Below are 18,574 nucleotides of genomic sequence, written 5' to 3' on the forward strand. Positions count from 1 at the left end.
CCATCACCACTTAACAATCCAGTTTATAGCCAACGCCATAAATTGTCTTAATATATTCTCCGCTCGTCCCGAGCTTCTTGCGAAGTCTCTGCACCATAATATCAACTGCTCTCGTATTTCCGATATACTCAAACCCCCATACTTTCTCAAGCAACTCATCCCTCATAAACACACGCTGCGGATTTGAAACAAACAACTGACATAAATTAAACTCTCGGTACGTTAACTGAATCTCTTGTCCACTCACATGTACCTTTCTTTCCTTAGGACAAATCACTATCTCTCCAGCCTCAATTACTTCATGACTTACAGCGGCCTCCGTCTTCTTTACACGCCGCGCCATATTCTTAATCCGAAGAATAAGCTCCGCATAATTAAACGGCTTCGTCACATAATCATCAGCACCAAGCTGCAAGCCAAGCAACTTATCATTCATCTGACTCTTTGCTGTTAACATAAGCACCGGAATATCCCTATCCCTCTCACGGAACAAACGAAGCAACTCATACCCATCCGTATCCGGAAGCATAACATCCAAAATCAATACATCCGGCCCTTCATTCCATCGCTCTAAAGCTTCTCTCCCATCAGCCGCTGCCAATACTTCATAACCTTCCATCTCCAACTGCATCCGAATCAAATTACGAATACTCGATTCATCATCAACCACAAGTATTTTCATCATTCTCCTCCTTCCATCATGTATTATAGTACAGTTTAGTATAGCAAAAATCTTATAAAAAAAGAGAGGGTATTGTCGAACATATTTTGTCGACGATACCCTCTCCCCTTTTATTATTTAGCTACAAAATAATCCGTTACATATTGTGCCCAAACTTCATGACCTTTAGCAGTTGGGAAACCAAACTCTTCTTTTAAGTATGGTAGGATAGCCTTTGTCGATGCATCCGGCCATGCTCCCCAATGATCAATGTATGTATAATTATTTTGCGTCGCAAATTGTTTTAATGCTTCAATCGCTTTCGGATAATTTTTCGCACCATACACTGGATTTGATGGCTGAATCATAATCGTAGCGCCCTTTGCACTAGTAGAAAGTGCTTGAACAAACTTCTGTGTACTCGCAACAGAATTCCCATTACCAGTTTTACCGTTATCAGTAATAAATGGTGGCTCAAATAAAATCACATCTGGATTCTCTTTCGCAATCTCTTTATCACGCTTATTCGCGATTAACTCTTCTGTACTTTCACCCTTATATTCCTTTACAGTCACATTCCATAAACCTTTACCATAAGCAGTTTCTAAATTAGTCGTTAACTTAGCTGCCCAAGCACCTTTTTCAGATGAAGAAGCTTCATCACCAACAATAACAAGATTTACTGCCTTTTTATCCTCAGCAGCTTTCTTTAACTTCTCTTTCACTGCATCTGGCAAGTTCTTCGCGTATGCTTCATTAAAAGATGACTTCGCATCTTGTTTTTTCTCTTCCTTTTTCTCTTCCTTTTTCTCTTCTTTCTTTGCTCCGCTATCTTTCACTTCAGCCTTTGTTTTCGTTACTTCACTCGTCTGTCCCGTTGCATTTGCAACTTTCTTATTCCAGTACAATTTACCGCTCACAATCGAAGCAACAAACAATACAAAAATAACAAGGACAAGTACCGCTTTCTTATTCATCGATTCACCTCATCTATTAATCTCACAATATATAATACTAATATAAATTCACGCAAAAATAAACCCAACTCCTTCCAAAGGAGTTGGGTTATTACATACTACTTAGTCACTTCAAGATGCGCTCTTAATTTATTCGTTAAATCTTGTTTTGCAGCATCCGGAACATAGTAGTACCAAATACCATCAGCAGCTTTGTGGCCGTCACCTGGGATTTGAATATCTTCACTATTCTGCAGACAATCTTTATAATTCTTTTGCATATCAAACATTTGATCTTGCGTTAAGTTTGTCTTCACATTCTTTTGAATTGCTGTAAGTACATCTCCATAGCTTGATAAAGAAGAGAAGCTTGCACCTTTCTTAATAACAGCTTGCATCACTTGACGTTGACGCATTTGACGACCGAAGTCGCCTCGTGGGTCCTCTTTGCGCATGCGTGTATATGCTAGAGCTTGGTCACCCGTTAAGTGAATATTCCCTTTCTGGAAGTGTTTCCCTTCCAGGGAGAATTCTAAATCATTATTAACATCGACCCCGCCTACTGCATCTACAATATCTTTAAATCCTTCCATGTTTACTTCAATATAGTAATTGATTGGAACATTTAAGAATTTTTCTACTGTCGCTACAGACATGTCTACGCCACCAAATGCATACGCATGATTAATTTTATCACTTTTACCTTTTCCAACAATTTCTGTATATGTATCACGAGGAATACTTACTGTTTTCATTGAATTGTTTTTAGGGTTTAATGTAATGACCATTAAAGAATCTGAACGTCCTTTATCTCCACCACGCTCATCTGCACCTAATAGTAAAATTGAAACAGGTTCAGATTTATTGATTTTTTCTTCTTGTTTATTACCTTGATCACGTTTTAATGGTTTATGAACTTCATCTAATGTTTTTGAAACAGAAGAATATATATTATAAGCGTAAGCTCCTCCACCTATAATTAATACTCCTATGATTCCTAATATCCAAAATAAGATTTTCTTTTTCATGCTTTTAACCTTCTTTCTTCAGGTACCGCTATCAAATTATTATGACTACAAAATATAAAATACATTATACATCTAATTCAATTTTTAAGCCAAACTATATTGATAACTCAATGAAAGTTTTAGCACCTATAACCTATTCTCTAGTTACTAACTTTCTGATATCCAGTCTTATTTTCAGACTGCCATCTCCAAGAATCTGCACACATTTCTTCTAATCCGCGTTTTGCCTCCCAGCCTAATTCACGCTTTGCTTTCGATGCATCAGCAAAACATACTGCCACATCACCTGGGCGACGCTCTGTAATTTTATAAGGAACTTTCTTGCCCGAAACTTTTTCAAATGCTTCAACCATCTCTAGTACACTATAGCCCATGCCTGTGCCCAGGTTATAAGCATCTACTCCTGTTGTACTCAGTACTTTCTCAAGCGCCTTTACGTGACCATTTGCTAAGTCCACAACATGGATGTAATCACGGACTCCTGTTCCATCTTTCGTTGGATAGTCATTTCCGAATACACTTAATTCTTTTAACTTACCTACTGCTACTTGCGTTACATATGGCATTAAGTTATTTGGGATTCCATTTGGATCTTCTCCGATACGCCCACTTTCGTGTGCACCAAATGGATTGAAATAGCGAAGTAATGCGATACTCCATTCTGCATCTGCAAATGCTACATCACGCATAATTTGCTCAATCATTAATTTCGTTTGACCATATGGATTTGTTGCACTTAATGGAAACTCCTCCGTAATCGGTGACGTTTCCGGGATACCATATACAGTTGCAGATGAACTAAAGATTATCTTCTTTACATTATGTTTCTGCATTACTTCACATAGCACTAACGTGCTTGTAATGTTGTTATGATAATATGTTAATGGAATCGCTACTGACTCCCCTACAGCTTTAAATCCTGCAAAGTGAATAACTGCTTCAATTGCATTTTCTTCAAAAATTGCGTCAAGCGCTTCGCGATTTAAAACATCTTCTTTATAAAACTTAAATTGTTTTCCTGTTATTTCTTTCACTCGATTTATAGATTCTACCGAGCTATTCGAAAGATTATCCACTACTATAATTTCGTAACCGCTATTTAGTAATTCTACACATGTATGACTACCAATATATCCTGCTCCACCTGTTACAAGTATTCTCATAATTAAACCTCCATTGCTATAATTTATTAAAAAAAGCAGAAATTATTTAATTTACAATCTCCTCTTTAAACTATTTTTTATGTAGACACAAAATAATTTGTTACATATTATGCCTAAATATCATATCTTTTCTCACTAGGGAAGCTAAATTCTTCTTTGATGGATGAATTATAATCGTATTACCTTCTGCATTCATAGAAAGTACTCGAACAAATTTCTAGGTATTAGCTACAGAATTATCATTTCCCTTATTATAGGTAATAAATAGTACCTATAATAAAATCAAATTAGATATTCAGGCATCTTTCTCAGAAAAAAAAACTTGATCACCAACAATAACAGGATTCATTACCTTTTTATCTTGTTTTTTTCTCTTTTTACTATCTTCTTTCCTCCACCATCTTCTGCTTCAATGCGTTGTCTTTTTTAATTCACTCATTTGTCCCGTTGCATTAGCGAGTTTCTTATCTCAATATAATTTATCGTTCACAATTGAAGTGACAAACAACATAAAAACAAATAAGGCAAGTACTACTTTCTTATTCATTAATTCGACTTATCTATTTATCTCACAATATAAGCCTACAAAAAAACAACTCCTTCCAAAGGAATTGTTTTTTTCACTTATTTAAGTCAAGATGTGTTCGTAATTTATTTGTTAAATTTTGTTTCGCTAAATCTGAAACATAATAGTAGATACTATCAGATGCTTTATGACCATCACCTGGGATTTGAATATCTTCACTTTTTTTCAAGCAATCTTTATGATTCTTTTGCATACTAAGTATTTTAATCTTGCATTAAGTTTATTTTCACATTTTGTTGAATTGCTATAAGCATCTCTACATAATGAGCTAACGAAGATAAGTTTGCATAACTTGACATTGACGCATTTGATGACCAAAGTCACCATGTGGCTCTTCTCTATGCATGCATAAGCTAAAGCTTAATCATCAGTTAAGTGAATATTCCTTTTTTAAAACACTTTTCTTCCAAGGAAAACTCTAAGACATTATTAATATCTACTACAGCTACAATATCTCTAAATCCCTCCATATTCACTTCGATACAATAATTGCTAGGGATATTTAAGAGTTTTTCTACAGTTGCTATCGACATATCTAGGCCACCAACAAATAAGGTAATACCAAGTATCCAAAACAAAACTTTTTTCTTATACCAGCTAGTGCAAAATTCAAAGAAAAAACAGTAATTACATTCTACATGAAACTGTATAAACAAAAGCATATGCATTTTTCTCTCCTATACCCCAAATCCCAAATAACACTGACGTATAGAGTATGAAGATTCCAAATTAAAATAGGGTTTTTATTGCATAGAAATAAAAACCCTATTTTACCAAACTAAACTAATATAGAAAAATTCCCTCGTACTTATTCAACTATCATTAACCGTTATACATATTCTAGATTTTAGGACATGATATATTTTAAATTATTAATCGTCTCTCTTCCAATGGAATCATAAATAACATTATCCTTTTTGATAATATCTAATTCATAACAATTCCTTCCATCTATAATTATTGGACTTTTCATTAAATCCCCATACTTAGATATTTCAAAATCTTTTATTTCTTCCCATTCAGTAAAAATAAAACATATATCTGCTCCTAATAATGCATCTTCAATAGTTGCACAATATGTTATTTCATTAGGGTACATTTCCTTAAACCTATCAAAGGCAACCGGATCCCAAACCCTCACATTCGCTCCAGCGTCTAACATAATAGGTATATTAACTAAAGATGGTGCCTCTCTTAAATCGTCTGTCCCTGGTTTAAAGGTTAAACCTAAAACAGCAATTGTTACATCGTTTAAACTTTGAAAGTATTTACGTGATTTTTTGATTAATTTTATTTTTTGATTCTCATTAACATCTATAGCTGCTTTAATCGTTTTTAATTCATAGTCATGGAAATTAGCTAACCAATGTAACGCTTTAGTATCTTTTGGGAAACAGGAACCACCATAACCTATACCTGAATTCAAAAATTTATTCCCTATTCTACTATCATATCCCATGCCTTTAGCTACATCATCAATATCAGCACCGACAATTTCACATAGGTTAGCAATTTCATTAATATATGAAATCTTAAGCGCAAGGAAATCATTAGATGCATACTTAATCATTTCTGCACTTCGTCTTCTCGTTACCAATATAGGTGCACCAAAATCTTTATATACTTCTTTTAAAATATCCGCTACACTTTCTTCTTCTGCCCCGATAATAATTCTTGAAGAATGTAATGTATCCCTAACTGCCGAACCTTGTGATAAAAACTCTGGATTTGATGCAACATGTATAACCACATCATTCATAAGATTATTTTTGATAATGTATTCTAACCGTTCATTAGTACCAATAGGAACTGTTGATTTCACCACTACAATACAATCTTTTTCAACACTTTCTGCAATTTGAACCGCTACCGAATAAAGATACTGTAAATCAGCTGAACCATCTGCTTTCTCAGGGGTCCCCACACCTATAAAAATAACATCAGCATCTTTATAAGCCTTTTTATAATTTGTAGTAAATTTAATTTTATCCATATTTTTAACCATTAACTCTTCAAGCCCTGGCTCATAAATTGGAGATTTTCCAGATTTTAAGAGTTGTATTTTGTCTTCATTCATATCTACACAAGAAACGAAATGTCCATGTTCTGCAAGACACACGCCAGTTACTAATCCAACATATCCAGTTCCAGCTACAGCTATTTTCATTATTATCTTCCTTATCTATCAATAATTTTTGCACTAATCTACTAAAATAGTAAAATTATCCTTAAAATTTCTTTTAAGATCCTAAAAAATAAGTTTTACTACTATATTTTAACTGCTTATAATTACTATAAATAGTATTAATTTAACATTAAATTAACACTATAGAGTATATTTTATCTATCGTAAAAATTCTTAATTATTTCTCCTCTTTTCGTTTTGGTATTACACCCTTTAACATCATTGCTTGACTCATTAAATATGTAGATTCTCTTGTTTTTGCAAAAAACAATGGGGCCACAATTGTAGTAATGATTTGGGCAATTAAAGTTGCTACAGCAGAACCTACTACACCAAAGTAATTTATAAAGATGTAATTAAGTACAAAATTCACAAACATACCTATTAAAAAATAATATTTTGTATACTTGTTAACTCCTTCACTTACTATCCAAATATTTCGAGCAGTTCCTAACAAAGAAAAAACACTCGCCCATATTAAAATCGCAAGTGGAATAGCTGCTTCAATATATTGTTGTCCGTATAATGTTTGTATTATCAAATTAGAGCATACTGTAATAAATAAAGATACTAGTAACCCTAACCAGAAAATAAATGCATACAATTGCTTTAATTTCTCTTGGTATTCTACTATAGATATTTGTTTCATTTTTAATATAATTGGTCTAGCAGAGTTAATCACAGCTAATGGAACAAAATACCACAAAGTCGCTATGTTTGATGCAACAGAATATATCCCAACACTTTCTTGTCCAATCAAATTTCCCAACATAATTCTATCCATCTGAGTAAAGAGAGTTACTAAAAGACCTGATAAAATAAAATGATAGCCATTCAAAAACAGCTCTTTTGAATAATATTTGGAAAAAGAGAAGTTAATGGGATTTTTTTTAAAATAGACTACTAATAAAATCACACCTAGAATCATAGCTTCAATTGAACTTGATAAGGCAAAAAGTTGTAATGAAGCATTTGAAATTAGTAAATACACTTTCCAAATGCTAACAATAAACCTCGTGACTGACTTTGCTATTACCACATACATGGACATTAATCTCGATTGAAACCAATAATCAATTGTATCAAGGGAATTAAATATTAAAGCTAATGATTGTAATGTTATAACAGCAATAACTAGTTTTTCATCATAATGAGTTATTGAAACTATCAAACAAATCACTAATATAGATATTATCGAGGTAACAAATCTAATTATTATAGCGGAAAAGAGAATTATATTATTTTTCCTTGGATAATCAACAAAATACTTAATGATTACATTTTCTAACCCTAAGCTACATATTACAGAAAAAAACGCGATAAATGAGGCGCCATAATTTAATATTCCATAATTTGAAGGCCCTAAATATCTAGCTGTCCAGATTCCTACAACTAAACCTAAAATTAATTGAAAAATTTTCTCTAATATTAACCAAATTGTATTACTGGTGAATTTATTAACTTTAAACTTTTTTACATTATTCATTTTAAGTAAGCCTTTTATTTTTATTATTTATAAATATTTTATAAATAGTTTTAAAGTTGTATTTTAATACTCCTTTTAAAGTATTAAAAGAATAACGTTTAAGGGTAATCATATTTTTTAATTCTTCCTTAGCCAAATCATTTAGTCCATTTAATAAATATAAAGTTAATAATTTTTTAGAGAATGCATATTCTACATTTAACATTTTATTTACATTGTTCAACTTATAGTAATATTTTCTACTAAATACCCGTGCATTACATTCTCCTTTAATATTATTTAAACCTATACCACTAATTTTCCCATCATTATATTCATAATATTTAACTAATGGTTGATCAACTCTAAAAACATTATATCCTGCAGCTAAAATTTTCAATAATAATATTGTATCTTGCTTAGAAGGTGTATTCTCAAAATACCCCACATCTTCTAATACGTGTTTCGGACAAAGCCATAATGAAGTTCCAGCGATACATCCCAACATGTTTTCATATAAGGGATTTCCTTGCAAATCATTATTGTAGTACTGTTTATGCGCACCTTTTGCATTTACTGCTTCACAATAACAATATATTAGTCCTACATTTTCATTTTTATGTCGATTATATAATTCAACTTGTTCTGAAATTTTGTTAGGTAATATCTCATCGTCATCATCTAAAAAAGAAATCAGAATTCCCGTTGCCTCCCTGATTCCCGTATTTCTAGCGCCTGCTCCACCCTTATTTTCTTCATGTTCTATATATCTAACCCCGTACTTTTCAATATATGGACTGACTAAAGATTTGGTCTTGGCTCTAAATTCCGAACCATCTCCATTATCATCCACAACTATTATTTCTATATTTTTATAATCTTGGTTAATACAACTCTCCACAGCTCTTACAATTTTATCCGCCCTTTTGTAAGTTGGAATTACTATACTTACCTTAGCATTATTCAATGCTTTCACCTCAATGTATTAGAATTTTATTATGTTATACTTAACTAATTTATTCTTTATAATTGGCTTTATATATATAATTAAACCTTTTGGGAGCGAAATAAATTTTAAGAAACCAAAATCACAATTTATATAGGCTGATATACTTTTTATTTCTAAACACCCTGCAATATAATATGAAACTGCTTTATATTTACTTTTTAAATCTCTTGCGTTTTCAATTCTTTGCTCTAAAAAATACATATATCCTTTAGGATTTTTCTTATGAATTGACTGTATATTTTTCGAATATCCGTCATCTAAATATTCACAGAAATACAAGACTTTATTTAATAATTTCATCTCATACTTCTGGCTTATCTGATCATAGACAACAGCTTCCGTAATAAATTTTTCTCCTTCAAAAACAGGAAACAAATGCTTTTTTAAAATATCTGTTTTAAATACCAACATTGCGTCACCTTTAAATTTATACTTCTCATAGAGATTAAAGATAGACGATCTTTCAATATTATTCGGCATCTCTGTACCTACTACTTCACTAAAGGTGTTTCCTTTTAAAGCAATTATACCAGCTAATTTTCTATCACTTTCAATCTTATCCCAAGTATCATAAATCAACTGTACTGCATTATCTGACAAGTAATCGTCTGAATCTACACAAACAAATATCTTTGTTGTACACATTAATACACCAGTATTATGTGCCACTTGTTTACCACTATTTTTTTGTTTAGAATAAATTATTTTGATTTTCTTTTCCTTAATAAAAGAATTAACTATTTGTTCAGTATTATCGATAGAACCATCATCTACAATAAGCCAAACAAAATTTTTATTAGATTGCCGACATAAACTCTCATAGCATCGCTGTATAAGATATCCTCTATTATATGTAGGTGTAAAAATTGTTAGGTTCTCCATCTTTCATCCCTTCTAAAGCCATATTCATGTAATATATAAAAAATCTCAATTAGACACCTTATTATTACTTAAGCTATCCTTCTTCCCTTTTATAACTGCCATAATACAAATCAAAAGCCAAAATACAGGATCATAAATAAAAGTTTTTGACACTAACAACTTAAATGAATTACTTAAAACAACTATAAATATTATTAATTGTTTTTTATTTTTTACAACCATAAAACAAGTAACTATTTCATATACTAAAAAGACAACTATTAAACCACCCAGAAGAATACCATAGGTTGAAAATATGTCTAAAAATATATTATGTGGGAAGACTCCATATGTCGATTGAAATTTACCTATTCCAATACCAAAGACATTCTCCTCTATCGTATGTATACCATATCCATAAATGAAATCACGATTATCAAAGACGCCTGAAATTTTATCTACTGATAAAACACTTTTTAAACTATTAATGAAATAACTATTTGCAGTAAAACTAATATTTTCAAGAATCTTTATTAATCCATTTAATAAACCAACAAAATTTAATGCTAAAACCGAAAGTATTATTAACATTGAAACCCTTTTTAACCAACTATTTGTCAATTGATAAAAACAGATTATTAGAAGAGCTGCTATTATAATAAAAGCTCCCTTAGGACCATTAATAAAAGCTATTCCTAGCAAGGGAATTAAACATATTAATTTAAAAAACTTTTTATTTATAATTGCGTCACCTAAAATAAAGCTTAAACCAAATACACAATAATATCCCCATGTCATGTAATCATGTATAATGCTGACTTTTCCCATAAATAATGCAGACATATATATCAACGTTATAGCATAGGAATGCCATAAAATATACTTATATAAGTATTCATGACTGATAGGGAACAAGAAGACAATTAATAATATCAATCCATATAAAACAAAGTGATTGAAATAATATGATAACATGGCATTATTATTCAAATAAAATGTAATAGTAAATGAAAGTATCATAAAATACATATAAAACACAAGTTTATAGTTTCTAAAAATCTTCAATTGAAATTTATTTATCATGAACAATAATGGAATGAACAAATACTCTATTGCCATGTTAAAAGAGATACCAAATAACCAATTCAAACCTATTTGATAAATATTTAAAAAGACAATCAATGATATTATGAAACTATTTATTTTTAAAACTGCAGTATTATCGACTCTTATAGACATATATTTCACCAAAGATTTTCCTTATTAATTATTTTTCTCTGATATTCTAATTACAAGTAATTCCTCTAAAAATAACAATTAACTTCTACTCTGCTTCTGCTAAAATATGCATTATTTTTTTATAAGAACTTTCTACTGATGTTTGATCTTTTTTTATACTATTGATCAACCTATTATTGTTACTATTAAATAAATTATGCATTATTTTGTTTGAAATCTCTTTTATATTATCGACATCATTAATCAAATCATTTGCTTCTAAACCATTAATAATCGCTTTTGCCCCAACATTCTGTGAAATGAGCAAATTACAACCGCCTATTAAGGCTTCCATTGTTGCAAGGCCAAATGTTTCAAATTCACTATTTTGAATATACAAATATGATTTTTTGTAATAAGATTCCATATCTTTTTTTGCTACCTTTTCAATATACTGCACAAAAGGATATGACTTAATTTTATTAGTATCTTTTCCAACAGCCCCTATAACTATTAGCTTTAAATTAGAATTCTTATGTGTATTCAAATAATCAATAGCTTCACAAACTACTTTAATTTTTTTTAAAGGGACACCTCCACCTACACATAATAATGTTTTAGGTTCCCTTTTTACATTCTCATAATCCGATGCTTCGATCATCCCCCAATCAATTCCATTATTTACAAAAGTTAATTTGTCAATCCACTGAGGATAACTAACCTTTATGGATTCCATAAAATTTTCTGATACACAAATAGTAATCGGTGCCACTTTTAATGTTTGTTTCTCCACATTAATCAATTTAGAGTTAGAATTTTGATTTATTTTACCTTCTAACAACGCGCTCCCATGCATTAAATATGCTGATTTTTTTCCCAGTAATTTTGCCATTTTGAATCCAATAATATTAATTTTTGACAAACCTGAAAAAAGGACTGCATCAGACTTCCTTATCTTTGAATACAATTCTATTATCCTTTTATACAATTTAGTTTCCATTGAATATAATGTATTATTAGGCATATATTTTTTTAACGCTTTGTTAACACTAGCTGGCCCATTGTCACTATCAAAATCACCTACAAAAAATAACTTCAATTTGCTTCACTCCAAATACTTGCTTAAATTATGTCGATTACTTCATAAAAATTATATATTATACTTAATAAAAATATATAATTTTTATACCCTTGCCTACCTAACATTATCTAGCATTCTTCTATCTATGGATACTGAGATAATTTTTATGACCTTTATACATACTGTTAATTGCCTTAATGAAATTTGTTTCATGTCGATATAACTTATACTTACGAATAGCAAACTGCCATATTAGAAAGTGATAAAATTTATTACTTAATGCAGTAAACATTGCTCCTTTATCCCAAAACAACTTATCATTAAAACCATTAAACCAAGTTGATTCATCACTATTATCAATAGATAATATAGATACAGGTTCAAAATGAATTTTCAACCCTTTTTTTAGACATTCAAAAAGAAAAATGTTCTCTTCTCCACACTGATAATAAGAAGAACCAGTTCCAAATAACTCATCAAAATAGATGTCATTCTCTATTATGGATTTTCTTCTAAAAGTAATTTGTACTGAAGATACTTTCATCACATCTATATATCCAAGGCTTTTCGCTTCTTTGTAAAATTTTTTCTTATGTCTTCCATCTGTATCGTAACAAAAAATTATTACATCTGCTTCTGCATTTTCTTCATATGCTGTTTTTATTTTATTTGTATAATCATCGTGATAAAATAAATCATCATCACAAATCACACAAATATCGCCACTTGAATTTTTAATTGCCATATTTCTGCTTTTACTCAATCCTTTATCATGCACATTAATAAATTTAAGTTTTTCCTCATCCAAATTCCGTGGAATTTGGATGTTATTATCTGTCAACTGATTTATAATCACTGCTCTATCTTTTATATTCATACGATGAATCAAATTATAATTTGTTTGATTCATCGTGGATACTAACATTTCTATATTCATAATTACTCCTTTTTTATTAGGTACCATTCCAATTTTACATATTAAACTCTTAATAATTTATCCCTAACATAATTGTTAAAAAGTACATACCAAATAAGCAGTACATACTACCATAAACATTGATATATTTTTTCTTTTATATCCCTAATGGATATGCTTTTCTCCAATAAGGTTTTGATTTTACATTTATTTCCTCAAATATTTTAGTGATGTATTACAAATATACATCACTAAACATTGCATTGATTTTAAAAAACTAAGTTTTTGATTTTTCCTATATATATTCCAAGTCCATATAATGGTTTTGAATTTATTTGAACTTAGCGAATTATTTGATTTTCTATATGAAGCTAAATTTTCATTTACTCCATAAGCTATAACTCCACTTTTCATGATACTCAACCACGTTGCATAGTCCTCATGTCTTAAATCTGGCATTTCGATATCTCCAACCTGTTCTTTATCAATCATAACTGTCAAACACCCTATTGGGTTACCACCTCTTAATAACCTATGATAGTCAACAACACTAGGCGCCTCGATTATTTTATTAAACGTTGTCCCATCTTCATTCATCCATTCATAACTTGAAAAGGAGAAAACATAATTGTTTTTCTGCATAAAACTTAACTGAATTGATAATTTATTAGGATGCCACAAATCGTCACTATCTAAAAAAGCAATATATTTCCCATTAGCGGCCTTTATGGCTGTATTTCTAGCAAAAGTAACTCCCCTATTTTCATCTAGAGCTATTAGCCTAATCCTTTTCTCGGACTCCATATATTGTTCAATAATTAATCGACTGCTATCTTTGGAGCAATCATCAACAATTATTAATTCCCAATTAGAATAATTCTGATTTATCACAGATTCAATGGTATTTCTCAAATACTTTTCAGCATTATAGACTGGAGTAATAATTGAAACCAATTCTCTCATATACATTACACCTCTAAAATATATCTTTTTTAACTATTAACATTCTAATATAAAATGTTATTTAACTTTTTAGTTTTTCTATAAGGTACCCTCTACTCTTCTTACCTAGCGCCCTCTCCAGTAAAAATAACCTTAATAGTTTTAAATATTATTTTTACGTCCATAAACAGGCTTAAATTTTTTATGTAGTAAATATCAAACTCTAATTTTTCCTTTGGTGAAATATCATATCCACCATTTACTTGTGCCCACCCAGTAATCCCTGGTTTTACAACTATACGATTTTTAAATCCAGGGATTTCTTTATTAAATTGTTCAGTAAATATTGGTCTTTCTGGACGAGGTCCTACCAAACTCATATCACCTTTTAGCATATTAATTAGTTGCGGTATCTCATCAATTCTAGTTCTTCTAATAAAAGCACCTATCTTTGTAACACGAGCATCATTTTTCTTCGCCCATTGTGCTCCATTTTTCTCAGCATCAATATACATTGACCTTAATTTTATTATATTAAACACTCTTCCGTTTAATCCCACACGCTCTTGAAGAAAAAAAGCCGGGCCATTTGACTCAAGTTTTATAGCTAAAACAAAAAGTAACAATATCGGCGAAAGAATTACAAGACCCAGTAATGCCATAAGAAAATCAGCCGTATTTTTTAAAGTAAAATAAATGTAATGATTAGGAAGGTTAATATTAGTTTCAATTGTTTCATCTAGGGGATATTTTTTCATTTCTCTCATAGCCATATAATGCTGCACCTCTTATTCTATCTAAAATTATCCAATCTGTTTTGAAATAAATTGCTAATATACTCTATAAGTTCTTCTCTTAATTGAGCATTCTGCAACCCAAACTCTAGGTTTGTAGTAATAAAACCCAACTTCTCCCCAACATCATAACGTATTCCTTCAAAGTCATACGCGAATACTCGTTGAATCTCATTTAATTGTTGAATTGTATCCGTTAATTGAATCTCTCCACCGGCACCTGTTTGCTGGTTCTCAAGAAATGTAAAAATCTCCGGTGTTAATATGTAACGACCCATAATTGCTAAATTTGATGGTGCTGTTCCTTGAGCTGGTTTCTCTACAAATTGACGCACTTGATAACGACGGTCATTTTGTTCGATTGGATCAATGATACCGTAACGATGTGTCTCATTTTCTGGTACTGTTTTTACACCAATAACAGATGATTGTGTGTCCTCGTATTGGTCCATTAATTGACGTAAACATGGTGTTTCGCCTTGGACAATATCATCACCAAGTAACACGGCAAATGGCTCATTTCCAATAAATTTACGCGCGCACCATACTGCATGCCCTAAACCTTTTGGTTCCTTTTGTCTTATGTAATGAATATTAATTTTTGAAGATGCTTGTACTTTTTCAAGCATTTCATACTTCCCTTTTTCTAAAAGGTTTTGTTCTAGTTCAAAAGAATGATCGAAATGATCTTCAATGGCACGTTTTCCTTTTCCAGTCACAATAATGATATCTTCAATACCTGATTCTATCGCTTCTTCTACTATGTATTGAATTGTCGGTTTATCGACGATAGGTAACATTTCTTTCGGCATTGCTTTCGTCACTGGTAAAAATCTTGTCCCAAGACCAGCAGCTGGGATAATCGCTTTTCTTACTTTTTTCAATTATAGGCCCCCTATAAATCTATTTATTCACATGTAGCAATAACAAAAACCCTACCTATAGAGTCATACTTATAACTCCATAGGTAGAGTTTCTATTAGAAATAAATTATGGGCATCCAACCCATCCTCACGCCATACTCCCGACGACAAGCGTCTAAGGTAGGTTCGAAAATAAATTTTCTACCCACAGCACGACCGAGTGCCTCCATTGATAACGGTTAGGAGACATCACCAGTTCCTTATTTAAAAAATACCGAACAATCTTTTACGACGGATTTGTTCTGGATCTTCTTTGTAAATTGCCTTCCCGCTAATTAATAAATACGGATTTTCTTTCAAATCGCTCATAACATTCATCCCGAATTCTTTCTCAATTAATTCATAGCTTTCCGCTAAATGAAATCCTCTTGAAGTTGTGTTATGTGCATCTGAAGCGACCATATGTGTTAAATTATGTTCTACAAGTTGAAGTGAAAACTTTTTAATTTTTTTACCAAATTTCCCTAATAAACTACCCGCCGTTACTTGCGTTAATGCCCCTTTATTTACAAGGTTATATAACTTATCTGGCCGCTCGATTAACTCGGCATTACGTTCTGGATGAACAATAATTGGAATCATTCCCTTTACACGTAATTCGTATAATAATTGTTCAGCATAACGAGGTACGTGATTCGATGGAAATTCAATGAATATATATTTATTTGTTTCATTTAAAGTAACGATTTTACCAGCTTCATAGTCTTCTAATAAATCACCATATAACCTGACCTCTTGCCCCGGTAAAATAGTAAGTGGAATATTATATTGTTGTAGTTCATCATTTAGTTGTTTTACGTGATGAATAATTGAGGTACGTTCATTTACATATTTGCCATTTTGATGATGTGGTGTAGCAACAATGGTATGTATTCCTTCTGCTACGGCTTGTTGCGCCATTGCTAAACTATCTGTTACTGTCTGTGCACCGTCATCGATGCCATGTAAAATGTGACAATGTAAATCAATCATTTATTTTATCCTCCCTCTCTCATATAAAAATCTTTTTTCCCTTGAATATGAGAAATCTCATATTCAAGGGAAAAAAGGAGATATGTTTCAACCATATCTCACTCTTTTAATTAGTTTGCACCGTAGTAATAATATAAGCCTTCTTCACGTTCACGATCGTTCAGAACAACACCTAACAATTTACCTTTAGCCGATTCTAACAATCCTTTTGCTTTTACTGCTGTTTCTTTCTCTGTTGATTCACTACGAACAACAAGAATAGAAGCATCACATACATTTGCCATAATTTGCGCATCAGTTACAGCTAAAATTGGTGGCATATCAAAAATAACTAGATCGTACATACTGTATGCTTGTCCAAGAAGTTCTTTCATTGACTTTGAACCTAATAATTCTGCTGGATTTGGTGGGATTGGACCACAGGCTAAAAAGTGTAGATTATCTACTAATGTTGTTTGCACACATTTCTCTAAACGTTCACTATGTGTTAATACGTTCGTTAGTCCAAAAATATTATCTACTTGGAACATTTGATGCATTGCCGGTTTACGCATATCCGCATCAATTAATAATACTTTTTTCCCTTGTTGAGCAAACACAACTGCCATATTTGCTGTCGTTGTCGTTTTCCCTTCACTTGGGTTCGCAGATGTTACCATTAGTGAATGTAAATTCGTATCAACAGCTGCAAATTCAATATTGGTTCGAATATTACGATATTGCTCTGAAATTGGTGATTTCGGTTGTTGATGAGCAATTAATTGACGACGCTGACGATGATTCTGTTTCTTTTTAAATAAATTAAGAGCCAATTGTTTGTCCCCTCACTTTTCTTGATGATGGAGCGTGCGATTTCACGTTCATTGTTTCTTCATCCATACGAGCAACGATACCTAACACTGGTAATCCAAGTAAGTTCTCAACATCTTCTTCTTTTTTCACTGTGTTATCTAAGTATTCTAGTAAGAATGCAAGACCAATTGAAACCATTAAACCAATAACGAAAGCGATTGCTACATTTAGCATTGGACGTGGTTTAATTGGAGATAGATTTTCTGCAACTTCTGCTTTTGATAACACTGTTACGTTATCAACACTCATAATTTTAGCAACTTCACCTTTAAACACTTCTGCAGTTGTATTAGCAATATCACGAGCTAGTTTTGGGTCTTTATCTTGCGCAGTTACCGCCACTACTTGTGAGTCTTTCTCATTAGCTACTTCAATTTTATTGTTTAGCTCTTGTACTGTTATATTTAAACCTAGCTTTTCTTTCACTTGATCCAAAATAACAGGGCTTTTAATGATAACCTTGTATGTATTTGTTAATTGAATATTTGTTTGTACCTCATTGTATTGAATAGCTGCCCCTTCTTGCTTCTTCTGGTTAACAAGAATCTGCGTCGAAGATTGATAGATTGGTGTCATAAAGAAGAAGCTAATGATAGCACTTACTATAGCTGCACCAAATGCGATTACGAGGATCATTGCTAAACGTTTTTTTAAGATATGAAATAACTCTTTTAAACTAATTGTTTCTTCCATAAGTTCCTCCAACTTTCTAAAATTTACACATAGGAAAAATTATAACATATAAATCTTACATTTTTTATTTTTAATAATTCAGTTCTATATTTGTTCACAAGAAACAAGTTTAATCTTACAAAATAATCTTAAATATGACAACACATTCCAATGATTTTCCAAATTATTTATCATATCATGTTTTTTATGCTATGTAACTTGAGAAATAAATTTCAAAATGAGAAAAAAAGCCAACAAGTATTTCTGAAGTGCACCCCAATTGTTAGACA

The 18,574-nt window shown here is 31.4% G+C and carries 17 protein-coding genes and 1 pseudogene; all 18 read right to left on the minus strand.

Annotation, left to right across the window (positions count from 1 at the left end; genetic code table 11):
• Nucleotides 1-10: 10 nt before the first annotated feature.
• The 18 genes and pseudogenes from MHI26_RS27050 to MHI26_RS27140 all read right to left on the minus strand — a co-directional run bounded on the left by MHI26_RS27050 (nt 11) and on the right by MHI26_RS27140 (nt 18,305).
• The gene (locus MHI26_RS27050) at nt 11-682 is read right to left on the minus strand and encodes a response regulator transcription factor (RefSeq protein ID WP_061667811.1); all 672 of its coding nucleotides are present in this window, start codon (nt 680-682) and stop codon (nt 11-13) included.
• Nucleotides 683-795: 113 nt separating this feature from the next.
• The gene (locus MHI26_RS27055; protein WP_061667812.1) at nt 796-1,638 is read right to left on the minus strand and encodes an SGNH/GDSL hydrolase family protein; all 843 of its coding nucleotides are present in this window, start codon (nt 1,636-1,638) and stop codon (nt 796-798) included.
• Nucleotides 1,639-1,736: 98 nt separating this feature from the next.
• Nucleotides 1,737-2,645 carry a polyisoprenyl-teichoic acid--peptidoglycan teichoic acid transferase TagU gene (tagU, locus tag MHI26_RS27060; RefSeq protein ID WP_061667813.1) on the minus strand — a complete coding sequence of 303 codons (909 nt, stop codon included), beginning with the start codon at nt 2,643-2,645 and terminating at the stop codon, nt 1,737-1,739.
• Nucleotides 2,646-2,785: 140 nt separating this feature from the next.
• A complete protein-coding gene (gene galE / locus MHI26_RS27065; protein WP_061667814.1) occupies nt 2,786-3,808 on the minus strand; it encodes a UDP-glucose 4-epimerase GalE in 1,023 nt (340 codons plus the stop codon).
• 620 nt (nt 3,809-4,428) lie between these two features.
• A pseudogene (locus MHI26_RS27075) lies at nt 4,429-4,939 on the minus strand (LCP family glycopolymer transferase); the annotation flags it as partial.
• 302 nt (nt 4,940-5,241) lie between these two features.
• The gene (locus tag MHI26_RS27080; protein WP_061667816.1) at nt 5,242-6,561 is read right to left on the minus strand and encodes a UDP-glucose dehydrogenase family protein; all 1,320 of its coding nucleotides are present in this window, start codon (nt 6,559-6,561) and stop codon (nt 5,242-5,244) included.
• Nucleotides 6,562-6,757: 196 nt separating this feature from the next.
• Nucleotides 6,758-8,065 (minus strand): flippase, encoded by a 1,308-nt coding sequence (locus tag MHI26_RS27085; RefSeq protein ID WP_061667817.1) that lies wholly within the window; start codon nt 8,063-8,065, stop codon nt 6,758-6,760.
• Between the two features lies 1 nt (nt 8,066).
• Complete coding sequence (locus MHI26_RS27090; protein ID WP_016079679.1) at nt 8,067-9,011, minus strand: glycosyltransferase family 2 protein; 945 nt, start codon at nt 9,009-9,011, stop codon at nt 8,067-8,069.
• A gap of 18 nt (nt 9,012-9,029) precedes the next feature.
• Entirely contained in the window at nt 9,030-9,935 is a 906-nt protein-coding gene (locus MHI26_RS27095; protein WP_042596743.1) for a glycosyltransferase family 2 protein, read from the minus strand.
• A 45-nt stretch (nt 9,936-9,980) separates the two neighbouring features.
• On the minus strand, nt 9,981-10,712 hold the full coding sequence (locus MHI26_RS27100; protein ID WP_223697991.1) for an O-antigen ligase family protein: 732 nt from the start codon (nt 10,710-10,712) through the stop codon (nt 9,981-9,983).
• A gap of 526 nt (nt 10,713-11,238) precedes the next feature.
• On the minus strand, nt 11,239-12,231 hold the full coding sequence (locus MHI26_RS27105) for a glycosyltransferase family 4 protein (RefSeq protein WP_061667818.1): 993 nt from the start codon (nt 12,229-12,231) through the stop codon (nt 11,239-11,241).
• A 121-nt stretch (nt 12,232-12,352) separates the two neighbouring features.
• Nucleotides 12,353-13,123 carry a glycosyltransferase family A protein gene (locus tag MHI26_RS27110; protein WP_223697989.1) on the minus strand — a complete coding sequence of 257 codons (771 nt, stop codon included), beginning with the start codon at nt 13,121-13,123 and terminating at the stop codon, nt 12,353-12,355.
• A 213-nt stretch (nt 13,124-13,336) separates the two neighbouring features.
• The gene (locus tag MHI26_RS27115; protein ID WP_042596749.1) at nt 13,337-14,092 is read right to left on the minus strand and encodes a glycosyltransferase family 2 protein; all 756 of its coding nucleotides are present in this window, start codon (nt 14,090-14,092) and stop codon (nt 13,337-13,339) included.
• Between the two features lie 101 nt (nt 14,093-14,193).
• Nucleotides 14,194-14,844 (minus strand): sugar transferase, encoded by a 651-nt coding sequence (locus MHI26_RS27120; protein ID WP_016079673.1) that lies wholly within the window; start codon nt 14,842-14,844, stop codon nt 14,194-14,196.
• Nucleotides 14,845-14,864: 20 nt separating this feature from the next.
• Nucleotides 14,865-15,749 carry a UTP--glucose-1-phosphate uridylyltransferase GalU gene (gene galU / locus MHI26_RS27125; protein WP_061667819.1) on the minus strand — a complete coding sequence of 295 codons (885 nt, stop codon included), beginning with the start codon at nt 15,747-15,749 and terminating at the stop codon, nt 14,865-14,867.
• A 243-nt stretch (nt 15,750-15,992) separates the two neighbouring features.
• The gene (locus tag MHI26_RS27130) at nt 15,993-16,760 is read right to left on the minus strand and encodes a tyrosine-protein phosphatase (protein ID WP_042596752.1); all 768 of its coding nucleotides are present in this window, start codon (nt 16,758-16,760) and stop codon (nt 15,993-15,995) included.
• 110 nt (nt 16,761-16,870) lie between these two features.
• Nucleotides 16,871-17,572 (minus strand): CpsD/CapB family tyrosine-protein kinase, encoded by a 702-nt coding sequence (locus MHI26_RS27135; protein WP_042596754.1) that lies wholly within the window; start codon nt 17,570-17,572, stop codon nt 16,871-16,873.
• Entirely contained in the window at nt 17,562-18,305 is a 744-nt protein-coding gene (locus tag MHI26_RS27140; protein ID WP_042596756.1) for a YveK family protein, read from the minus strand. Before MHI26_RS27140 ends, MHI26_RS27135 begins: the two co-directional genes overlap by 11 nt.
• Nucleotides 18,306-18,574: the final 269 nt, after the last annotated feature.

It is taken from the genome of Bacillus sp. FSL K6-1218 (assembly GCF_038006445.1).
Classification (GTDB): Bacteria; Bacillota; Bacilli; order Bacillales; family Bacillaceae_G; genus Bacillus_A; species Bacillus_A thuringiensis_S.